Genomic DNA, 19,240 nt, shown 5'->3' with positions numbered 1-19,240 from the left:
GGGTCCTACTTGATCCACTCCGCCCAGTCCATGTTCCAGCCGTTGAGGCCGTTGTCCGGGGCGATCTGCTTGTCCTTGGAGTTCTTCACGACGACCACGTCGCCGATCAGGGACTCGTTGAAGAACCAGGCGGCGGGCTGGTTGCCGTCCCCGGCGCCGCGGACGTCCTTGAGGCCGACGCAGCCGTGGCTGACGTTCTCCGAGCCGAAGGTGCCCGCCGACGCCCAGTAGTTGCCGTGCACGAAGGTGCCCGAGTTCGACAGCCGCATCGCGTGGGGGACGTCGGAGATGTCGTACTCGCCGCCGAAGCCGACGGTGGCGCCGTTCATCCGGGTCACCTTGTACTTCTCGCTGATCACCATCTGCCCGTTGTACGTGGTGGTCGACGGGGCGCCCGCGGTGATCGGGACGTTCTTGAGGACCTGGCCGTCGCGGACGACCTCCATGGTGTGCGCGCTCGCGTCGACCGTGGAGACCTGCGAACGGCCGACCTTGAAGGTGACCGTACGGGTCTGCTTGCCGTAGACGCCCGGGCGGCCTTCGACTCCGTCGAGGGCGAGCTTCACCGTGACCGTGGTGCCGGCGGCCCAGTACTTCTCGGGGCGGAAGTCGAGGCGGTCGTTGCCGAACCAGTGGCCCTCGATCGGCACGGAGGGCTCGGCCGTGACGGTGACCGCCTTCTCGACGGCCTCGGGGTTGGTGATGCCGCGGGAGAAGTTGATCGACACCGGCATGCCCACGCCGACGGTCGAGCCGTCCTCGGGCGTGTACTGGCCGATGAAGGTGTTCGCGGGGGTCAGGGTGGTGAAGGTGGTGTCCTTGGCGGACTCGCGGCCCGCCTCGTCCTTCGCGACGACGTGCACCTTGTACTCGGTCGCGGAGGCCAGGTGGCGGTTCGGCTCCCAGCTCGCGCCGTCCGCGCCCATCTTGCCGTCCACCGCGTTGCCCTTGGTGTCGGCGACCGTCACCGTGGCGAGCTTTCCGCCCGCGCTGGTTATCTTCAGGACGCCGCTGGTGGCGACCTCCTTGGCCCCGTCGTCCGGCTTGACGGTCACCACGGCCTTGGACGCCTCGTTGCCCGTCTTCGCTCCGCCACCGCCGTTGTCGTCACCGCTCCCGCCGGCGCCCCCGGCGCCGCCGCTGCACGCGGTGGTGAACAGCAGGGCCGCCCCCAGCAGAAGGGCCGGCAGGCCGGTGCGGGCGCGGCCGCGTATCGGCTGCAGGTTCACTCGTGTTCTCCCCATGTCCCCCGCGCGCGGGCAGTCGCGCGCTTGTCGACAGGTAATCACATGGGGTAATCACGAAAAGGCACGGTCGTGTCACCGTTCCGTCCCAAGTGCCGGAAGCGACCCGGCTTGGTACGGGGCGGCGGCGCGGCCGCGGCGGTCAGTCCTCGGTGCCGGGCTTGGTGCCCCAGACGTAGACCGCGTCGCCCTCGGCGAGCAGGTTCCACAGGCGCTCCGCGTCGGGGACGGAGAGGTTGACGCAGCCGGCCGAACCGCCGTGGGCGTACAGGTCGCCGGGGCGGCCGTGCAGGGCCTGGCCGCCGTCGAAGAACTGGGCGTAGGGCATGGGGGCGTCGTCGTAGAGCGTGGACTTGTGGTCGATGCTGCGCCAGTACACCTCGTGCCATCCGGGCCGGGTCTCCTGGTCGTCGCGGCCGGTGCGGATGGGCACGGGGGCGAAGACGATCCGGTCGCCCCGCTGGACCCAGAGCAGTTGGCGCTCCATGTCGACGCAGGTCACCCGGTACGTACGGACCGGGCAGTCGCCGGCGGCGTTGGGGTCGGTCCGGGCCGCGACGGCGGTCATCGTGCGGTACGTGGCCAGGCCCGGGTAACCGTCGGCGGGCCGGACGCCGTTGGCCTGCTGGAACGCCCGGACGGCCGCGCAGTCGGCCGCGGACTGCACCCCGTCGGCGGGGCGGCCCAGGTGGGCCTCCAGCTCGCGCTGGTAGGGCCCGGTCCCGGCGGTGCAGGGCGCCTGCGGGGCCGCGCCGGCCGGAGCGGTACGGGCCGGCGCCGCGGCGGCCGGGGGTGCCAGCGCCGCGCAGGCCGCGAGGGCGAGCAGCGCGGCCGGAACGGCGGCCGCCCGGGTCCGGCGGCGCCGGATCCCCCCGGGCGGCGCCGCGGTCCGGTGGGCGGCGCGGCCGGCCGGCCGTGGGGCCACGGCCGCCGTGTCTATCGCGCCTGACGGTTCGCCTGCGGTCATACGGGCCTCCTCGGGCCCGCCGGCCGGGCCGCCGGGGCCCAGCCAACCCGACGGGGAGGGGATGCGCCCCGCGGGTGCGCCGGCGGGGTGAGGGGGTCACTCCACCGGCGCACCCGGGCGGGGCCGCCGATCGGCAGCGCGGGCCCTGGATCAGCCGCGCGGGCCGCGGATCAGTGGCGCGGGCCGTGGTCCTGCTTGCGGCCCTCGCCCCTGCCGTCCTTGCCGTCCTTGCCCTTGCCGTGCTCGTCGCGCTTGTTCTGGACGGTGACCACGAGCCGCCCGCCCGGGGTCCGCCCGTCCAGCACCAGCGGTCCGGTCACCCGGTCGCGCGGCAGGACGTAGCCCTCGGGCACGTCGGTCTCCAGCAGGTAGTAGGAGCCCTCCTCCAGCCCGGTGAAGTCGCAGGCGCCGGTCCGGTCGGTGGCGCAGCCGGGCTTGGCCAGACGGTCCGCGTTGATGCCCCGGGTCTGGAGGCCCCGGATGCCGTTGGTCTCCTTCCAGACCTCGAAGACCGCGCCGCGCAGCGGCCGCTTGGTCTTCGCGTCCTTCTTCAGGACCTGGATCGAGCCCTCGCCCACGGGCGGCACCGGGGTCCTGCGGTTCGGGACCGTGAGGGTGATGCCCTCGGCCACGTCGTCCTGGTCCAGGGTGAAGGCGGTGACCGGGTTCACCGGGCGGTCGTAGCCGTCGGGGGCGGCCGTCTCCCGCCAGTAGTACGTCTCGCCGATCGGGAGCTCGACCGTGCAGGTGCCGCGGGCGTCGGTCGTGCAGGTGCCGGCGTCCAGCCGGGCGTCCGCATCGGGGCCGGCCGTCTGCAGGCCGTCGCGGCCGTTCTCCTCGCGCCACAGCTCGAAGCGGGCGCCGGCCAGCGGGAGGCCGGTCTCCTGGTCGGTCTTGCGGAGCACGACGCCCGCGCCGGGCACGGGGACGCGCTGGTTGTCGGCCGTGACCCGGACCCCGGCCGCGGCGTTCTGCTCGGTCAGCGTGAGCGCGTGGACCGGGTCGGCGGGCAGCGCGTAGCCGTCGGGGGCGGCCGTCTCGCGCCAGTAGTACGTGCCGAGTTCGGCCCGCTGCTCGCAGATGCCGTTCTGCGGGGTGGTGCACTCGGTGACCTCGGTGTCCGGCGTCGTGCCGGTGGTCTGCAGCCCCGCGGTGCCGTTGGACTCCTTCCACAGCTCGAAGACGGCGCCCGCCAGCGGCGCGCCCGTCTCGTCGCGCTTGAGCACGGAGACCAGGCCCGTGGTGACGGGCGGCTGCCCGCACGTGGGGAGGTCGCCGGTGAAGGGGTACGCGTGGAACTCCTGGCCCCCGCCGCCGCCGCTTTCGCTGGTGTGCGTGACCGAGCCGGTGGTGAAGAAGCGGCCGTTGATCCCGGGCAGCCGGACGCTGGTCTGCGAGGTCTGCTCGCCCATCAGGAAACTGCCCTGGAACTGGCCGGTGCCGTTCAGGTTGACCGTCGTGGCGTCCGGGAAGTTCCACAGCAGCCGCTCGCGGTAGGCGTTGAGCGGGTCGTCGTCGGTAATGCCGCCGCTGTAGGTATTGATCGTCCGGTCGGTGCCGAGGACGTTGACCAGGATCGTCGCGCCGGCCGGGATCTGCTCGAAGGTGATCCCCTGCTGGCTGCCCCGGTTGCCGACCAGGTCGGCGTCGACGTTGAAGACCTGGAGCGCGGAGGTGCCGTCGCCGCGGAAGACCGTCGCGAAACCGCTGTTGGTGGCGGTGCCGGTCGCCGTACGGGGCTGGCCGTCGACGCGTGCGTAGCACTCGCTGGCGGCGCTGAGCTGGTCGCGCAGGGCGGTGTACGGGGCGACCGCGGCGGGGTCCTGGCGCAGGGTGCCGGACACGGTTCCCGTGACGGTCCCGGCGTGGCGGACCACTCCCCCGTCGGCGAGCAGCCGCTCGCCGTCGGCGACGGTGATGTTCCCGCCGGTGGTGAGGAAGTCCGCGCCGTCCGGCGGCGGCACCAGCGATCCGGCGCCCACGATGCCGACGTTGTAGCGGGCGTCCGCGCCGGTCGTCTTGTCCTGGTCGAAGGCGCCGAGGACGACGAGGCGGCCCTCGGCCTCCGAGGCCCGCTCGCGGACGCGGAAGTCGCCGCCGACGAAGATGTTGATGGCGTTGTCCCGGCCGACGGGGATGCCGTTGCTGCCGATCGGCGGGAAGGGGCTCGGGCAGGGGTTCGGGGGCGCCGGCACGCACGGTCCGAGCCCGCCCGGCAGCAGCGCCCGCGGGGCGGCCGCCGCCCGGTCTGCGCCGGGGCCCGCCGCGAGGGCGGTGGGCGCACCGGCCGCGAGTACGGCTCCGATCGCCACCCCGAGGGTCCAGTTCCTAGCTGACATGACGCTCCGTCCGTTACCTGCCACCTGGGCTGATGTGCCCTGACAGGCTGGAGGGAGCGGTCCGCGGGGAGCGGGGAGACACTCGTCCGCTACGGCATTCTGATCACACGAATCACCCGTACGGGGGCACCGGACGGATAACCGTACGGAGCTCGAACCGGACCCGGATCGGAGCCCGATGCCGGAGCCCGATGCCGGAGCCCGGGCTCCGCGCGCGGGCCGCGGGCGTCAGACGAGGGCGGAGCCGGCCACCCAGTCCGCCCAGGACATGTTCCAGCCGCCCAGCCCGTTGTTCGCGGCCACGACCTTGTCCTGCGAGTTCACGACCTCGACCACGTCCCCGACCAGCGTCCGGTCGAAGAACCAGCCCGCCGGGGTGTCCGAGCCGCCGCCCTTGTCGTCGCGCAGGCCCACGCAGCCGTGGCTCATGTTGCTGCTGCCGAACGTGTCCGGGCTGAGCCAGTAGTTCCCGTGCAGGAAGGTGCCGGAGGTGGTGAGCCGCATGGCGTGCGGGACGTCGGGGATGTCGTACTCGCCGCCGAAGCCGACGGTCTGGCCGTTCATCCGGGTGACGTCGAACATCTCCATCACCACCATCTTCCCGTTGTAGGTGGTGGTCTTGGGCGCCCCGGCGCTGATCGGCACCTTGGACAGCAGCTGCCCCTCGCGCCGGACCTCCATCGTGTGGGCGGCCGCGTCCACGGTGGAGACCTGGGAGCGGCCGACGGTGAAGGTGATCGTCTTGTCCTGGATGCCGTACGAGCCGGGCGCGCCCTCGACGTCGCGGAGGTTCACCTTCACGGTGACCTCGGTGCCGGGCTTCCAGTACGCCTTGGGCCGGAAGTCGAGGCGCTCGTTGCCGAACCAGTGGCCGACGACCTCCACGGCCGGGCTGGAGGTGACGGTGATGGCCCGCTCGACCTCCGTGCGCCGCTCGACCGGCCGGTTGAAGTTGAAGGAGACGATCATCCCGGTGCCGACGGTGGAACGGTGCTCGGGCTTGAAGTAGCCGATGAACCGCTCCTCGGGAACGTAGGTCGTGAAGGTGGTGTGCCGGGCCTGGCGGCGGTTGTGCCCGTCGAGGGCGACGGCGTCCACGGTGTACTTGGCCGCGAGCGCGAGCCGGCCGGCCGCCGGGTCGGGGCTCCAGCTGAGCCCGTCGGCCGCGATGGCACCGGGGACCCGCTCCTGCTGGGCGTCCTCGACCTTGGTGACCACGACCCGCTCCAGCCGGCCTTCGGGCACGGTGACCGTCAGCCGTCCGTCCGCCCGGACCTCCTTGGCGTTGTCCTCCGGGGTGACCCGGATGGCCTCCTCCGGCGGTCGCGGTTTCCCGGGCAGTCCGATCTCGACCGGCGACCTGCCGTCCTGGGTGCATCCGGCCAGGCCGCCCAGGAGCGCCGCCCATGCCGCCACGGCGGCCAAGCCCGCCCCTGCCCGCCTCGTCAGAAGTGTCACGTCCCCTCCAACGACAGGGCCCCTCCGGGGGAAACGTGAGCGCGGGCCACGTTCCGGGCAGAACTGTTCGGGCAGAACAGTGGGAAGGACCAGACGGGGGCGGGCCCGGGCCGGGACGCCGGGGCCCGAACCCTCCCCTGCCGGTACCCAGGAGCCGTGGAGGCGGGCAGTGTCGAGCGCAGCCGAGCAAGAGGCGGTGGAAGCCGTCAGGAATGCCGGGGATGTCACGGGCACGGTACGGAGCGGCCTGACCGCGCCCGCACCGCCTGCCGACGACCGCCCCGGCACGGGGCAGCCGGCCGGGCAACCGGACGGCGGTCCCGCGGGACCGCCGAACGGGCAGGCCGGCGGGCCGTCGAACGGGCAGGTGAACGGGCAGGCCCGGGTCCAGCCGCCCCGGGCGTCCGCGCGCCCCGGGCCACCGGTGTGGCCCGGGTCCTCCCATCCGCTGGGGGCCCGTTTCCACCACGGCCCGGACGGGACGGCGGGCACCAACTTCGCCGTGTGGGCGCAGGGCGCGGAGGCGGTGGAGGTCTGCCTGTTCGACGAGGGCGGCGCCGAGACGCGCTGTCCGCTGGCCGAGCTCACGCACGAGATCTGGCACGGTTTCGTGCCGGGCGTGCGCCCCGGGCAGCGGTACGGGTTCCGGGTGCACGGCCGGTGGGACCCCTGGACGGGGGCCCGGCACAATCCGGCGAAGCTGCTCCTGGACCCGTACGCGCGGGCGGTGGACGGCGACTTCACCCTCCCGCCGGAGGTGTACGGGCACGTCCGGGACTGGCCGCAGCAGTACATCGCGGACACGGTCCGGGACGACCGGGACTCGGCGCCGTTCGTGCCCAAGGGCGTGGTCGTCCACGACGACGACGACTGGGCGGACGACGTCCGGCCGAAGACCCCGTGGGCCGATTCGGTGATCTACGAACTGCACGTGCGCGGCTTCACCATGCGCCATCCGGGCATTCCCGAGGAGCTGCGCGGCACCTACGCGGGGCTGGCCCACCCGGCGGCGATCGAGCACCTCACGGGGCTGGGCGTGACGGCGGTCGAGCTGCTGCCGGTGCACCAGTTCGCGCACGAGGACCACCTGCTGCGCCGGGGCCTGCGCAACTACTGGGGCTACAACTCGGTCGGCTACTTCGCCCCGCACGCCGGGTATTCGTCGAGCGGGACGGCCGGGCAGCAGGTCGGGGAGTTCAAGCGGATGGTCCGGGCCCTGCACGCGGCCGGGATCGAGGTGATCCTCGACGTGGTCTACAACCACACGGCGGAGGCGGGCGAGCTCGGTCCGACGCTGTCGCTGCGCGGGATCGACAACCGCGGCTACTACCGGCTGCAGGCCGACCAGCGGCGGTACTCCGACTACACCGGCTGCGGCAACACCCTGCACGCCGGGCGCCCGCACGTGCTGCGCCTGATCACGGATTCGCTGCGCTACTGGGTCACGGAGATGGGGGTGGACGGCTTCCGCTTCGACCTGGCGGCGGCGCTGGCCCGCTCCATGCACGACGTGGACATGCTGTCGCCGTTCCTCGCGGTGATCGCCCAGGACCCGGTGCTGCGGCGGGTGAAGCTGATCGCCGAGCCGTGGGACGTGGGGTCGGGCGGCTACCAGGTGGGGGCTTTCCCGCCGCTGTGGACGGAGTGGAACGACCGTTACCGGGATGCCGTACGGGACTTCTGGCGGGGTGCGCTGCCCGACGTGCGGGACCTCGGGTACCGGCTGTCGGGGTCGAGCGACCTGTACGCGTGGGGCGGGCGGCGGCCGTACGCCTCGGTGAACTTCGTGACCGCGCACGACGGCTTCACCCTGCGCGACCTGGTGACGTACGAGCGCAAGCACAACGAGGCGAACGGGGAGGAGGGCCGGGACGGCACCAACGACAACCGGTCGTGGAACTGCGGGACCGAGGGCGAGAGCGACGACGCGCGGATCGGCGCGCTGCGCCGGCGGCAGCTGCGCAACCTGCTGACGAGCCTGCTGCTGTCGACCGGGGTGCCGATGCTGGTCGCGGGAGACGAGTTCGGGCGGACCCAGGGCGGCAACAACAACGCGTACTGCCAGGACAACGAGACGGGCTGGGTGGACTGGTCGCTGCTGGCCGAGCCGTCGTGGCAGCAGCTGCTGGCCCTGACGCGGCGGCTGATCGCGCTGCGGCACACCCATCCGGTGCTGCGCCGCCGGGCGTTCTTCTCCGGGCGGCCGCAGGGCGCGGACGGGCTGCGGGACCTGGCCTGGTTCACGCCGGCGGGGGCGGAGATGACGGAGCGGGACTGGTACGCCCCGGCCGCCGCGCTGGGCATGTACCTCTCGGGGCGGGACATCCCGGGCCGCGACGAGCGGGGCCGGCAGGTGACGGACGACAGCTTCCTGATGCTGCTGCACGCCGGGGACCGGCCGGCGGCGTGGGTGCTGCCGGGGGCGCCGTGGGCGGAGCGGTACGCACTCGTCCTGGACACCTCGTGCGAGGACCAGGACACCGCCCCCGGCACGTCCCACCGGGGCGGGGAGACCCTGACGGTCCCGGCCCGGTCGGTGCTGCTGTTCCGCGTGACGGACTGAGGGGCGCCGCGGCGGGGGCATCCGGACATCCGGACATCCGGACCGGGAGCCCCCGTCCGTCCTGCGATGATGTGGCCGTCGTACACGCGTGCACTGCACACGCGTGCCATCGAGAAGGTCAGGGGTGCGCATGGCGAGTGTCGGGACCGCGCTGCGGGAGCTGCGCGGGGCACAGAAGTCGGCTAAGGGCGTGTCGCTGTACTCCAGGTTCGTCAACCGGCCCCTGGGCCGCTACCTGGCGGCCGGTTCGTACGCCCTCGGGCTCACCCCGAACCAGGTCACGCTGGTCAGCGCGGCCCTCAGCTTCGCCGGGGCGGCCGCGGTCGCGCTGGCGGCGCCCTCGTGGGGGCTGGGGATCGGCGTGTGGGCCCTGCTCGCCGTCGGGTTCGCCTTCGACTCGGCCGACGGGCAGCTGGCGCGGCTGCGCGGGGGCGGCAGCGCCTCGGGCGAGTGGCTCGACCACGTGGTGGACTGCGCCAAGCTCACCGCGCTGCACACCTGCGTGCTGATCGCCTTCTACCGCTTCCCCGCGGAGTACGGCACGGGCTCCGACGCCTGGCTGCTGGTGCCGCTGGGCTTCCAGTTCGCCGCCGTCGTCACCTTCTTCGGCGGGCTGCTGACCGAGAAGCTGAAGCCGAAGGCCGCGCCGGGCAGCCCCGCCGCCGCACCGTCGACGGTGCGCGCGGTGGCCCTGCTCCCCGTGGACTACGGGGTGTTCTGCCTGGTCTTCCTGCTGCTCGGCGGCGGGGGCCTGTTCCGCTGGGCGTACGCGGGGCTGGGTGCGGTGGCCGCCCTGTTCCTCCTCGCGTTCCTCGCGAAGTGGTACCGGGAGCTCAGCGCCGTTCCGCGGTGACGTTCGCCGGGCCCGCGAGGGGCTCGGCGAGCGCGTCCAGTGCCCGGCGCAGCTGGGTGCTGGACGTGTGGACGGTGTACGGGAAGTAGACGACGTCGACGCCGTGGACGGCGAAGTCCTCCTCCAGGCGGTGGCCCTTGGGCGTGCCCCTCCAGTCGTCGCCCTTGAAGATGACGTCGAAGCGGACCTGCTTCCAGGTCTCCACCTTGTCGGGGACGGTCTCGACGAAGGCCGCGTCGACGTACTTCACGCTGCGTACGATCTCCAGCCGCTCGACGAGCGGGATCATCGGGCGGCGGCCCTTGGCGAGTTCCGCCATCTCGTCGGAGACGACTCCGGCCACGAGGTAGTCGCACTGGCTCCGGGCGTGCCGAAGAATGTTGAGATGCCCGATATGGAAGAGATCGTACGCACCCGGCGCGTAGCCGACTCGATACGGTCTGCGCGCCGGCGCACCCACGTCGGACATGTCCTGCTCCGTCATCTGTTACCCCCCAGAGGCCACACCCCCCGGTGTGGCGGATTAGCAGACAATAGCGTGCACGTTCCCCACCATGCCGGTGAACGAATAGGGTGACGTGCGCATCATCCAGGGGAAGAGGGGACGCTCAGTGTCCAGATCCGGTCACCGGCGCCTGCTGCTGGTTTCCACGAATTACGCTCCGGAGCACGCGGGTATCGGGCCCTACGCGACCCAGATCGCCGAGCACTGGGCGGATCTCGGCCACGAGACGCACGTCCTGGCGGGCATGCCCCACTACCCGGCGTGGTCACTGGAGCCGGAGTACAAGGGGGCGCTACGGCGCACGGAACAGCGCGCGGGGGTGCACGTGCACCGGCGTGCGCACACCGTGCCGGCGCGCCAGACCGCCGTGAAGCGGGCCCTGTTCGAAGGATCGATCCTGCTGCACGGCGCCGTGGCACCGCCCCGGATGCCGAAGCCGGACGCGGTCCTCGCCCAGATGCCCAGCCTGGCCGGCGGGGTCCTGGCCGCCCGGCTCGCGGCGAAGTGGAAGGTCCCGTACGTCCCGGTGGTGCAGGACCTGATGGGCGCCGCCGCCGCGCAGAGCGGGATCAGCGGCGGCGACAAGGCGGCCGCGATCGCCGGCCGCGCCGAGGCGTACGCCCTGAAGCGGGCCACCCTGGTCGGCGTCATCCACGAGACCTTCGTGGACCGGGTCGTCGGCATGGGCGTGGACCCGGCGAAGATACGCCTGGTCCCCAACTGGTCCCACGTGGCGGTGCCCACCAAGCCGCGCGGCGAGACCCGTCACCACCTGGGCTGGGCCCCGGGCCAGACGGTCGTGCTGCACTCCGGGAACATGGGGCTCAAGCAGGGGCTCGAAGTCCTCGTGGGCGCCGCACGGCTCGACCCGGGCGTCCGCTTTGTCCTGATGGGTGACGGCAGTCAGCGCTCGGCCCTCGCGGACCTCGCGGCCGATGTGCCGAACCTTGACATCATCCCCCCTGCCGCTGACGGCGAGTTCCCGGATATCCTCGCCGCGGCGGACGTGCTCGCGGTCACGCAGCACGCCGCCGTCATGGACATGAGCGTGCCGTCGAAACTCACGTCCTACTTCCAGGCCGGCCGGCCGGTCGTCGCCTCCGTGGCGGCGCTGGGCGGGACCGCCCAGGAGGTGGAACGCTCGGGCGCAGGGGTGCTCGTACCGCCGGAGGACCCCGACGCCCTGCTGAAGGCCGTACGGGCCCTCGCCGAGGACCCGGAGGGCGCGGACGCGCTGGGCGCGGCCGGACCGCGCCACGTGGCGGCCCACCTGAGCCGCGAAGCGGGCCTGGCCCGGATCGACGCACTGATAGACGAAGCACTTGGGGGTCCCCGGCCGTGATCGAGACGAACCGCCCAGCAGCGGCCCCGGCGGAGGACGAGCCCGATCTCCTCAGGGACCAGTTCCGGCAGCTCCTGCGCTACCGCCGGCTCATCGGCGCGGGCATCGGGGTCGGCCTGCTGGGCGGCGTCTACCTGGGGATCTCCACGGCGGACACCTACGTGGCCACGGCCGACGTCGTGCTGCGCGCGCCGACGGACGACCCGTTCAACCCGAGCCTCGCCCCCGACAAGGCGATCAACATCGGCTCCGAGCGGCAGGTCGCGCTCAGCTCCTCCATAGCCAACGAGGCCGCGAAGAAGCTCGGCGTCTCCGCCAAGGACTTCAGCGCCCTGCGCGGCGGCCTCCAGGTGACCAACCCGCCGCAGACCATGGTGCTGCGCTTCACCTACACCGCGTCCTCCCCCAAGGAGGCCGCGAAGCGGGCCAACGCCATGACGGACGCCTACCTCCTCAAGCGCCAGGAGTCCCTGGACGCGACCCGCGACAAGATGGTCAAGGGGTACCAGGAGCAGCGCGACCCGGTCGCCAAGCAGCTCGACGAGCTGTCCAAGGACATCGCCCGGATGCCGGCCGGCGCCCCGCGCGACACCGCCACCTCCACGAAGACGGACCTGCAGAGCGAGGTCGGCGGCTACAACGGCAAGATCACCAAGCTGCAGGCCCTGGACATGACCCCGGGCCGGGTCACCAGTGCGGCGACCGCGCCCACGTCGACCGACGGCCCCGGCATCGTCATGTCCCTCGCGCTCGGCGCGGCCGTCGGCCTCGCGCTCGGTCTGCTGGCCGCCTGGGTCCGGCTCGTCTTCGACCCGGCGCCCCGCTCCGAGGGCGACGTGGCCCGCGCCCTGCGCGCGCCCGTGCTCGGCTACCTGCCCCGGGACAAGACCGGCGGCGGCCCGCTGCTCGCCGCCGGCGAGGCCGATCCGCGGCTCGCCGAGGAGTACCGCTCGGTGGCCTTCCGGCTCGCCTACGACGCCCGGTTCGCCGACCGGCGACGGCTGCTGGTCGTCGCCCCGCGCGGCAGCAGCGAGACCGCTGCCGCGGTGGCCGTGAACCTGGCCGCCTCCTTCGCGGAGACCGGCAAGGACGTCCTGCTCATCGAGGCGGACCTGCGCACCCCGGTGCTGGCCAGCCAGCTGCCGACGGACGCCGGCGGCCGGCCGCGCTGGAGCCAGACCCCGGGCAACACGCCCGCCGGCGGGCGCCACGGCGACTCCGAGTGGCCCGACGGTCGCCAGCTCGTCGTCGACGCCGGGGAGTCCGGCTCCTTCGACCTGATCCCGGGCGAGCGGGCGCGCAACGTGCCCCGTGCGCTGACCTCCGCGCGCGCCACCCGGCTGATCTCCGAGGCCGACTCCCCCAACTCCACCGTGGTCGTGCTCGCGCCGCCCGTGCTCTCGTACGCCGACGCCCTCGCGCTCGTCGACCGCGTCGACGGGGTGCTCGTCGTCTGCGATCCGCGCGCCGTGCACCGCACCGACCTGTCCCGCATCCGCGAGCTGATCAGCGGCGCCGGCGGCACCGTCCTCGGCGCGGTGCTCCACGCGCCGCTGCCCGGCGAGAAGCGCGGCCGCAAGGGCAAGGACGGCTCCTCCGCCGCCCCGGAGACGCCGGCCGCGGCCGCGAAGCCGCGGCCGCCGCAGCCCCAGCCGATCCCGTACGAGGTCGCCGAGGCCGAACAGCACATCCCGGGCGACGGCACCGACACGGTCGCCCTGCGCACCGTCCGCACGGGCCGGCGGTGAGCCGGCGCGGTCTCGCGGCGGTCGCGTCGGTCCTGGACCAGGCAGCATCCAGCGCCACCAACATCCTGGTGCTGGTGCTGGCCGCCCGGCTGTCCTCGGCGTCCGGGTTCGCCGACTTCTCGATGGTGTACGTGGCGTTCAGCGTGCTCCTCGGGCTGAACATGGCCTACGTCGGCCAGAGCGTCGTCCTGGAGAAGGGCGAGCGCCTCGGCGCCGTGTGCCGGTCGGCCGTCGGCTTCACCGGCGTCGCCTCGGCCGCCGCGGGCGCCCTGCTCGTCCTCGTGGGCCTGGCGCTGCCCGGCCCGGCCGGGCGGGCCTTCCTCGCGCTGGGCCTGGTCCTTCCGCTGGTGCTGCTCCAGGACGGCCTGCGGTACTGCTTCTCCGCGCTGCGCGTGCCCGAACGGGCGCTGGCCGCCGACGCGCTGCGCCTGGTGTGCGTCCTCGCGGCGCTGGCCGTGCAGCCCCAGGGGGCCTCGGCGGGGCGGCTGGTGCTGGTGTGGGGGCTGTCCGCGCTGCCGGCGCTGGCGCTCGGGCTGTGGCTGCTGCGCCCGTACGTACGGGGCGTGCGCGCCGACCTGCGGCCGTACGTGCGCCGCGGTCACCTCGGTCAGCGGTTCGTGGTCGAGTTCGCGGTGGGCAACGGCTCCAGCCAGCTCGCCGTGCTCGGCCTCGGCGTCTTCGCGACCCCGCTCGCCGTCGGCGCGCTGCGCGGGGCGACCACCCTCTTCGGGCCGCTGAACGTGCTGTTCAACTCGGCGAACGCCTTCGGGCCGCCGGTCGTCGGCCGGGCCTCGGGCAAGCGGGGCGTCGTCCGCCTGACCGCGCTCATGGGCGGCGCGCTGGCGCTCCTGGGCGCCGGGTGGGGGGCCGTCCTGTACGCGCTCCCCGACCGCGTGGGGCGCCGGCTGCTCGGCGACACCTGGGAGGCGGCGGCCGCGCTGCTGCCGGCCACGGGTGCCCAGTACGCCGTCATGGGGCTCGGCACGTGCGCGCTGCTGACGCTGCGGGTGCTCAACCCGAAGGCGACGCTGTCCCTGCAGGTGGTCTTCTCGCTGCTCTCGGTGGGCCTGCTCGTGGGCGGGTACGTCCTGTGGGGCGTGGCGGGGGCCGCGTGGGGACTGGCGCTGGGCTCCGCCGCGAAGGCCGGCGCGGGCTGGCTGCGGGTGGCCCGGCTGAAGGTCCCGGCGCCGGCCGCCGAGCCCGACCGGTCGGCCGCCCCCGCCTGAGCGGCGGACCCGGGGCGGTCCCGGCGCACGGGTCCCCCTCCTCGTCCGGCCAGCGCTCGCACCGCGGCCGTCCAGGGCGAATCATGGGAGGGGAACACCCCGACTGGGAGGTGGCGTCATGGCCACGTTCATGGATGTGCACACGGGAATGAAGGGCATCACGGCCGAGGAACTGATGGCCGCGCACCGGGCCGACCTCGCGATCGAAGGCGAGGAAGGAGTCCACTTCGAGAAGGCCTGGGCCGACCCCGCGTCGGGCACGGTCTACTGCCTCTCCACCGGCCCCGACGCCGACGCCGTCCTCAGGATCCACGAGCGGACCGGACACCCCGCCGACGAGATCCACCCCGTCCCGCTCACCGCCTGACACCGCACCCGCGGACCGCCGGAGGCGCCCGTGCCCCTCAGCGCAGGGTGGTGCCCTTGTCCGCGCGGTACGTGGCGACGAGCGCGAGGCACAGGGCCGCGATCGCGACCCGGCCCGAGGCCTGGAGCAGCGGCCCGCGCAGCAGGATGAAGGAGTAGCCCGCGACCAGCGGCACCACCACGGAGATCAGGGCGCCGGGCGGGGCCCGGCGGGTGGCGCGCTTGGCGTAGCGGCGGTCGACGCGGGCGGCGGCGTACCCCATGCCGAGCAGTCCGCCGACCATGCCGAGCGGGCCGAAGTCGAGCCACAGCTCGGCCCAGATCGGCGAGGAGAGGTTGGTGTTGACGGTGCCCATCCACTGGCCGACCAGCACGCCCGTGTCGCGCGCCTTGCCGGGCCAGACCGAGCGGGGCACCGCGAACAGGATGGAGCCGGCGAGCTGGCGGCCGTAGGCGTGGCCGGGCCCCGACTCGGCGTAGGTGATGGTGTTGGCGAACATGCCGATCTGGTCGTAGTCCTTGAGCGCCATCGGCTCCAGGAAGGACGTCGTCTCGACCGGCTTGTAGTTCTTCTCGTCGTAGCGGAAGCGGTCCGCGAACGGGAAGACGAGGAGGGCGATCACCACGGCCATCGACAGCGCCACCCGGTACATCGCGGCGCTCACCGGGAAGACGGTGAAGAGCAGCGCGAACATGACCGTGAGGAACCAGTAGCGGGGGTTCGAGATCGGGTTGTTGACCACCAGGTTCAGCGCGGCGAGCGCCGACCAGGTGACGATGATCGAGACCTTGCGGCGGGCGAACTTCGAGGTGATCAGCCAGCGCGTGTAGAGGAGCAGGGAGAGCAGCGCCGGGACGGTGCCGAAGCCGCGCAGCAGGGCCTGGCCGGCCTGGCCGTCGCCGTTGGAAACGCCGGCCTCCTCGATGCCCGCGATGATCTCCTGGCGGCTGGAGAAGAACACCGCCGGGCCGCCCAGCTTCATGACGAAGGCCGCGCTGCACGCGAACGACAGGGCCGCGAGGAGCTGGAGGCGCCGCCGGTGGGCCATGACCGGCCGCTCCTCCTTGCGGGGGCCGCCCGAGCGGACGGTGGGCCGGTGGCGGGCCAGCAGGACGCCGACGTCGAAGGCGAGGCAGCCGAGGAGGACCAGGCCGACGGCGAGGGTCAGGTCGGAGCGCGGGCCGACGACGGGCGTCGGGACCCGGCCGAGGACGGCCTGGGCGAGGGGGGCCACGCCCATGGCCATGTAGACGAACAGCCAGAAGGAGCCCTGGAGCAGCTTGCGGCGGCTGGTGAGGACCATCGCGGAGAGCCGGGCGCCCGCGTACATGGTGAGGAGCAGCTGCAGCCAGAAGGCCGCGTCGCGCTGGCCGTCGCCGGTCTGGACGGCGACGAAGAGCGGCAGGAAGACGGTGAACCCGAGGGCCAGGGGGACGGAGAGCGCCCGGGAGAGCAGGGTGCGCGGGGTGGTGACCCGGCCCCACTTGGCCTCGTCCTCCACGGGCGGCGCCGGGCGCGCCGCGGAGGGTTTGCGTATGTCCGTTGCCACTGCGCCCCCACCCGATGTGCCTGGTCCGGCCGCAGTCTAGTCTGAGCGCTCGGCGCCCGGGGAGGCGCCGCCGGGGGTGGACGAAGGGGACCTCAGTTGCGCGATCTTCCTGGCTTCACGCTGGCCGGATACGACAAGGGCCGCGGGCTGCTGACGCAGGCGCTCTGGTTCGCCGTGATGAACACGCTGTTCATGAGCTGGTTCTGTCCGGCGCGGGTGCGCGTGGCACTGCTGCGGGCCTTCGGGGCGAAGATCGGCGAGGGGGTGCTGATCCGGCACCGGGTGCGGATCCTGTGGCCGTGGAAGCTGACCGTCGGGGACCACACCTGGATCGGCGAGGGCGCCTGGGTGCTGAACCTGGAGCCGGTGACCATCGGTTCGCACGTCTGCGTCTCCCAGGAGGCGATGCTGTGCACCGGCTCGCACGACCACCGGGCCGCCGACTTCCGCTACCGCAACGCCCCGATCAGCGTCGGGGACGGCGCGTGGGTGGCGGTGCGGGCGACCGTGCTGGCCGGGGTGACCCTGGGCCGCTGCGCGGTCGCGGGCGCCGGGTCCGTCGTGCACAAGGACCTCCCGGAGCTGACCCTGCAGACCCAGGACGGGCGTCGCCGCCCGGTGGAGGAGCCCAAGTGAGAGTCCTGCACGCCGTCACCCTGCACTCGCCCTCGCACGCCTTCGGCGGGCCGGTGCGGGTCGCGCTGAACCTGGCCAAGGGGCTGCGGTCCCGGGGCCACGAGGCGCGGCTGGTCGCGCTGGGCGAGGGCTTCGGGGATCCCTGGCCGACGGAGGTCGAGGGGGTCCCGGCCAGACTGTTCCCGGCGCGGCGGCTGCTGCCGCTGGGCTTCAGCGGGATGACCTCGCCGGCCCTGCTGGCCTCGGCGGGCCGGCTGGTGCGCGACGCGGACGTGGTCCACGTCCACCTGGCGCGGGACCTGGTGACCCTGCCCGTGGCGCTGGCGGCGCTGCGGGCCGGCAAGCCGCTGGTGCTGCAGACCCACGGCATGGTGGACCCGAGCGGGAAGCTGCTGGCCAAGGTGCTGGACGCGCTGGCCGTACGCCGGGTGCTGCGCGGCGCGGCCGCGGTGCTCTACCTGACCCCGCACGAGCGGGAGGGCCTCGACGCGGTGGTCGGCGGCCCGCTGGCGAACGCGGTGCGCCTCGTCAACGGCACTCCGGCGCAGGAGGAGCGGCCCGCCCCCGAGGGCCCGCCGCGCATCCTGTACTCGGCGCGCCTGCAGGCCCGCAAGCGGCCGGTGGACTTCGTGGACGCGGCGGTGGCGGTCCTGGCCGCGCACCCGGACGCGGAGTTCGTCGTCGCCGGCCCGGACGAGGGCGAGCGGGCGGCCGTGCTGCGCCGGATCGCGGAGCTGGGGCTCGCGGACGCGGTGCGGGTGCCGGGCGCGCTGAGCGGGCAGGAGGTGCTGCGCGAGCTGCGCCGGGCGCACGTCTACGTCCTGCCCTCCGTGGACGAACCGTTCCCCATGTCGGTGCTGGAGGCCCTCGCCGTGGGCGTGCCCCCGGTGGTGACCCACTCCAACGGTCTGGCCCGCGACATCGCGGCGGCCGGTGCGGGGCGGGCCGTGGACCCCGGTCCGGAGGGGGTGGCGGCGGCGGTGCTGGCGCTGCTGGACCCCGCCGCGAACCGGTCGGCGTCGGTGGCGGCCCGCGAACTGGCCGCCGCATCGTTCTCGATGGACTCCGTCCTGGACACCCTGCTGCCGGTGTACGAAGCAGCCGTACGCGGCTGACCGCGCGCGGGCCGGCCGCCTCCGGGCGGACCGCCCGCGCGGTGCGGAGGACCGCCCGCGCGGTGCGGCGGGACTCGGATGGCGTCGCGGCGGGGCTCAGATGACGTCGCGGCGCTCCTGCACCACCGGCACCGCGCCCATGGTGCGACGGCGCTTGAGGACACTGGAGTACACGGCGAGGCCGATGGCACCCACCGCCATCATGATCAGGCCGACCAGATCGAGGTCGACGCTCCGCATCTCCCAGTCCGTCGCGAAGGTGAGGATCGCCCCCACCACGATCAGACCGATGCAGCCGCCCAGGCCGGTCATAGGACTCGCCTCCGAATTCGGTGTCGTTGCGCTCTGGACCCGCGGGTACCCGCGATCCGCAGGCGAAAACGCCCCGGGTGAACGGCGGTTGGGCGCCGACAACCACGAACGCCCCTCCCCCGCACCCGTGATGGGTGGGGAGAGGGGCGTCGGTGTCGGGCCGCGGGCGGCCCGGGAGCCGTCCTAGGCGCGCAGCCAGGCGTAGCAGCCGGTCGAGTTGAACTCGGCGGTGCCGGCCGGGATCGTCGCCGTGATCTTGTCGCCGGCCTTCGGCGGGGTCTCGGGGCCGGAGGCCAGGATCGCCCCGTCCTTGCCCTTCGCCTCCCACGTGCAGTTCACGGCCTGCGTCAGCGCCCGGTAGGTACCGGCCGCCGGCGAGGACCGCGGGCCCTCGGGGAAGCCCTTCTCCGCCGCCGCGAGGATCGGCTTCTGGTCCGGGCACAGCAGGTTGATCGCGTCCTTGGCACCCGCGATCTCGCCGGTGATGACGGCGCCGGTCGCCGCGTCCTTGTCCCGCTTCGCGGTGCGCTGCACGCGCTGGCAGGACTCCTGGCCGGTCTGCAGGACGGCCGCCGGGTCCATCTTCTCCGGCACCCGGCCGCTCAGGTACTTCTTCTCCTGCGCGGTGAAGCTGCCCGTCTTCGGGGTCAGCTTGCCGTCCGGGACGACCGGGCCCGACGGCTTCGCCTCGGGCGTGGGGTCCGTCGTGGCCGGGGTGTCGGCCGGGTCCGGGACCGGCGACGAGGCCGGCGGCTTCGCCTTCGCGTCCGCGGCGGATTCGGCCTTGTCGCCGCCCGAACTGCAGGCGGTCAGCGTGAGGGCGGCGGCCAGCAGAACAGCAGCCGCTGCGGAGCGTCGGTACATCGGATGGCTCCCGTACTTGCTGGGTGGGACAGGCGTGGGGGGGGGGGGGGGGGGGGGGGGCGGGGCCGGGCCGCCCGCGGCGGGGGGGGGGGGGGGGGGGGGGTGGGGTGTGGGGGGGGGGGGGGGGGGGGGGGGGGGGGGGGGGGCGGGGT

The 19,240-nt window shown here is 73.7% G+C and carries 16 protein-coding genes; 8 read left to right on the top strand and 8 right to left on the bottom strand.

Going from position 1 to position 19,240, the window contains the following annotated elements; genetic code table 11:
- Window positions 1–5 precede the first annotated feature (5 nt).
- From ACZ6S8_RS01795 to ACZ6S8_RS01780, 4 genes are all read right to left on the bottom strand, one after another.
- Window positions 6–1,244: a L,D-transpeptidase gene (locus ACZ6S8_RS01795; protein WP_469451486.1), complete on the bottom strand. Its 1,239-nt coding sequence runs from the start codon at window positions 1,242–1,244 to the stop codon at window positions 6–8.
- Window positions 1,245–1,386: 142 nt separating this feature from the next.
- Window positions 1,387–2,211 (bottom strand): L,D-transpeptidase family protein, encoded by an 825-nt coding sequence (locus ACZ6S8_RS01790; protein WP_469451484.1) that lies wholly within the window; start codon window positions 2,209–2,211, stop codon window positions 1,387–1,389.
- Between the two features lie 170 nt (window positions 2,212–2,381).
- Window positions 2,382–4,550: a choice-of-anchor A family protein gene (locus ACZ6S8_RS01785; RefSeq protein ID WP_469451482.1), complete on the bottom strand. Its 2,169-nt coding sequence runs from the start codon at window positions 4,548–4,550 to the stop codon at window positions 2,382–2,384.
- Window positions 4,551–4,778: 228 nt separating this feature from the next.
- Complete coding sequence (locus ACZ6S8_RS01780; protein ID WP_469451480.1) at window positions 4,779–5,975, bottom strand: L,D-transpeptidase; 1,197 nt, start codon at window positions 5,973–5,975, stop codon at window positions 4,779–4,781.
- A gap of 400 nt (window positions 5,976–6,375) precedes the next feature.
- On the opposite strand from ACZ6S8_RS01780, the gene glgX reads away from it, so the two are divergent.
- Both glgX and ACZ6S8_RS01770 read left to right on the top strand, forming a co-directional pair.
- Window positions 6,376–8,571 carry a glycogen debranching protein GlgX gene (gene glgX, locus ACZ6S8_RS01775; protein ID WP_469451887.1) on the top strand — a complete coding sequence of 732 codons (2,196 nt, stop codon included), beginning with the start codon at window positions 6,376–6,378 and terminating at the stop codon, window positions 8,569–8,571.
- 130 nt (window positions 8,572–8,701) lie between these two features.
- On the top strand, window positions 8,702–9,424 hold the full coding sequence (locus ACZ6S8_RS01770) for a CDP-alcohol phosphatidyltransferase family protein (protein WP_469451479.1): 723 nt from the start codon (window positions 8,702–8,704) through the stop codon (window positions 9,422–9,424).
- On the opposite strand, the gene ACZ6S8_RS01765 is transcribed toward ACZ6S8_RS01770, so the two are convergent.
- Window positions 9,405–9,908: an FAD synthase family protein gene (locus ACZ6S8_RS01765; protein WP_469451478.1), complete on the bottom strand. Its 504-nt coding sequence runs from the start codon at window positions 9,906–9,908 to the stop codon at window positions 9,405–9,407. The two genes, ACZ6S8_RS01770 and ACZ6S8_RS01765, sit on opposite strands and share 20 nt — an antisense overlap.
- A 157-nt stretch (window positions 9,909–10,065) precedes the next feature.
- Between ACZ6S8_RS01765 and ACZ6S8_RS01760 the strand changes: the two genes are divergently transcribed.
- The 4 genes from ACZ6S8_RS01760 to ACZ6S8_RS01745 all read left to right on the top strand — a co-directional run bounded on the left by ACZ6S8_RS01760 (window position 10,066) and on the right by ACZ6S8_RS01745 (window position 14,612).
- Window positions 10,066–11,271 carry a glycosyltransferase family 4 protein gene (locus ACZ6S8_RS01760; RefSeq protein ID WP_469451886.1) on the top strand — a complete coding sequence of 402 codons (1,206 nt, stop codon included), beginning with the start codon at window positions 10,066–10,068 and terminating at the stop codon, window positions 11,269–11,271.
- Entirely contained in the window at window positions 11,268–13,019 is a 1,752-nt protein-coding gene (locus tag ACZ6S8_RS01755; RefSeq protein ID WP_469451476.1) for a lipopolysaccharide biosynthesis protein, read from the top strand. Before ACZ6S8_RS01760 ends, ACZ6S8_RS01755 begins: the two co-directional genes overlap by 4 nt.
- Window positions 13,016–14,245: an MATE family efflux transporter gene (locus ACZ6S8_RS01750; protein WP_469451474.1), complete on the top strand. Its 1,230-nt coding sequence runs from the start codon at window positions 13,016–13,018 to the stop codon at window positions 14,243–14,245. The genes ACZ6S8_RS01755 and ACZ6S8_RS01750 overlap by 4 nt, the downstream gene beginning before the upstream one ends.
- Before the next feature lie 118 nt (window positions 14,246–14,363).
- The gene (locus ACZ6S8_RS01745) at window positions 14,364–14,612 is read left to right on the top strand and encodes an SCO4226 family nickel-binding protein (protein WP_469451472.1); all 249 of its coding nucleotides are present in this window, start codon (window positions 14,364–14,366) and stop codon (window positions 14,610–14,612) included.
- 37 nt (window positions 14,613–14,649) lie between these two features.
- Here the strand turns inward: ACZ6S8_RS01745 and ACZ6S8_RS01740 are convergent, their stop codons facing one another.
- Window positions 14,650–16,161, bottom strand: a complete 1,512-nt coding sequence (locus tag ACZ6S8_RS01740) for a hypothetical protein (protein WP_469451471.1) — start codon at window positions 16,159–16,161, stop codon at window positions 14,650–14,652.
- 96 nt (window positions 16,162–16,257) lie between these two features.
- On the opposite strand from ACZ6S8_RS01740, the gene ACZ6S8_RS01735 reads away from it, so the two are divergent.
- Together ACZ6S8_RS01735 and ACZ6S8_RS01730 are read left to right on the top strand one after the other, a co-directional pair.
- Window positions 16,258–16,797 (top strand): WcaF family extracellular polysaccharide biosynthesis acetyltransferase, encoded by a 540-nt coding sequence (locus ACZ6S8_RS01735; protein WP_469451459.1) that lies wholly within the window; start codon window positions 16,258–16,260, stop codon window positions 16,795–16,797.
- Complete coding sequence (locus ACZ6S8_RS01730; RefSeq protein WP_469451457.1) at window positions 16,794–17,912, top strand: glycosyltransferase; 1,119 nt, start codon at window positions 16,794–16,796, stop codon at window positions 17,910–17,912. Before ACZ6S8_RS01735 ends, ACZ6S8_RS01730 begins: the two co-directional genes overlap by 4 nt.
- Window positions 17,913–18,008: 96 nt before the next feature.
- Here the strand turns inward: ACZ6S8_RS01730 and ACZ6S8_RS01725 are convergent, their stop codons facing one another.
- Complete coding sequence (locus ACZ6S8_RS01725; protein ID WP_383901241.1) at window positions 18,009–18,224, bottom strand: DUF6458 family protein; 216 nt, start codon at window positions 18,222–18,224, stop codon at window positions 18,009–18,011.
- A 183-nt stretch (window positions 18,225–18,407) separates the two neighbouring features.
- Complete coding sequence (locus ACZ6S8_RS01720) at window positions 18,408–19,088, bottom strand: hypothetical protein (protein WP_469451456.1); 681 nt, start codon at window positions 19,086–19,088, stop codon at window positions 18,408–18,410.
- Window positions 19,089–19,240 lie beyond the last annotated feature (152 nt).

The organism is Streptomyces sp. NPDC048461, assembly GCF_055587105.1.
The sequence above is the reverse complement of the archived record's forward strand: the minus strand, read 5'-3'. Positions and strand labels throughout refer to the sequence as shown.

Bases quoted from the DNA above. Each gene is read 5' to 3' on its own strand.
- ACZ6S8_RS01795 (WP_469451486.1), bottom strand. From the start codon at position 1,244: ATGGGGAGAACACGAGTGAACCTGCAGCCGATACGCGGCCGCGCCCGC.
- ACZ6S8_RS01790 (WP_469451484.1), bottom strand. From the start codon at position 2,211: ATGACCGCAGGCGAACCGTCAGGCGCGATAGACACGGCGGCCGTGGCC.
- ACZ6S8_RS01785 (WP_469451482.1), bottom strand. From the start codon at position 4,550: ATGTCAGCTAGGAACTGGACCCTCGGGGTGGCGATCGGAGCCGTACTC.
- ACZ6S8_RS01770 (WP_469451479.1), top strand. From the start codon at position 8,702: ATGGCGAGTGTCGGGACCGCGCTGCGGGAGCTGCGCGGGGCACAGAAG.
- ACZ6S8_RS01765 (WP_469451478.1), bottom strand. From the start codon at position 9,908: ATGACGGAGCAGGACATGTCCGACGTGGGTGCGCCGGCGCGCAGACCG.
- ACZ6S8_RS01745 (WP_469451472.1), top strand. From the start codon at position 14,364: ATGGCCACGTTCATGGATGTGCACACGGGAATGAAGGGCATCACGGCC.
- ACZ6S8_RS01725 (WP_383901241.1), bottom strand. From the start codon at position 18,224: ATGACCGGCCTGGGCGGCTGCATCGGTCTGATCGTGGTGGGGGCGATC.
- ACZ6S8_RS01720 (WP_469451456.1), bottom strand. From the start codon at position 19,088: ATGTACCGACGCTCCGCAGCGGCTGCTGTTCTGCTGGCCGCCGCCCTC.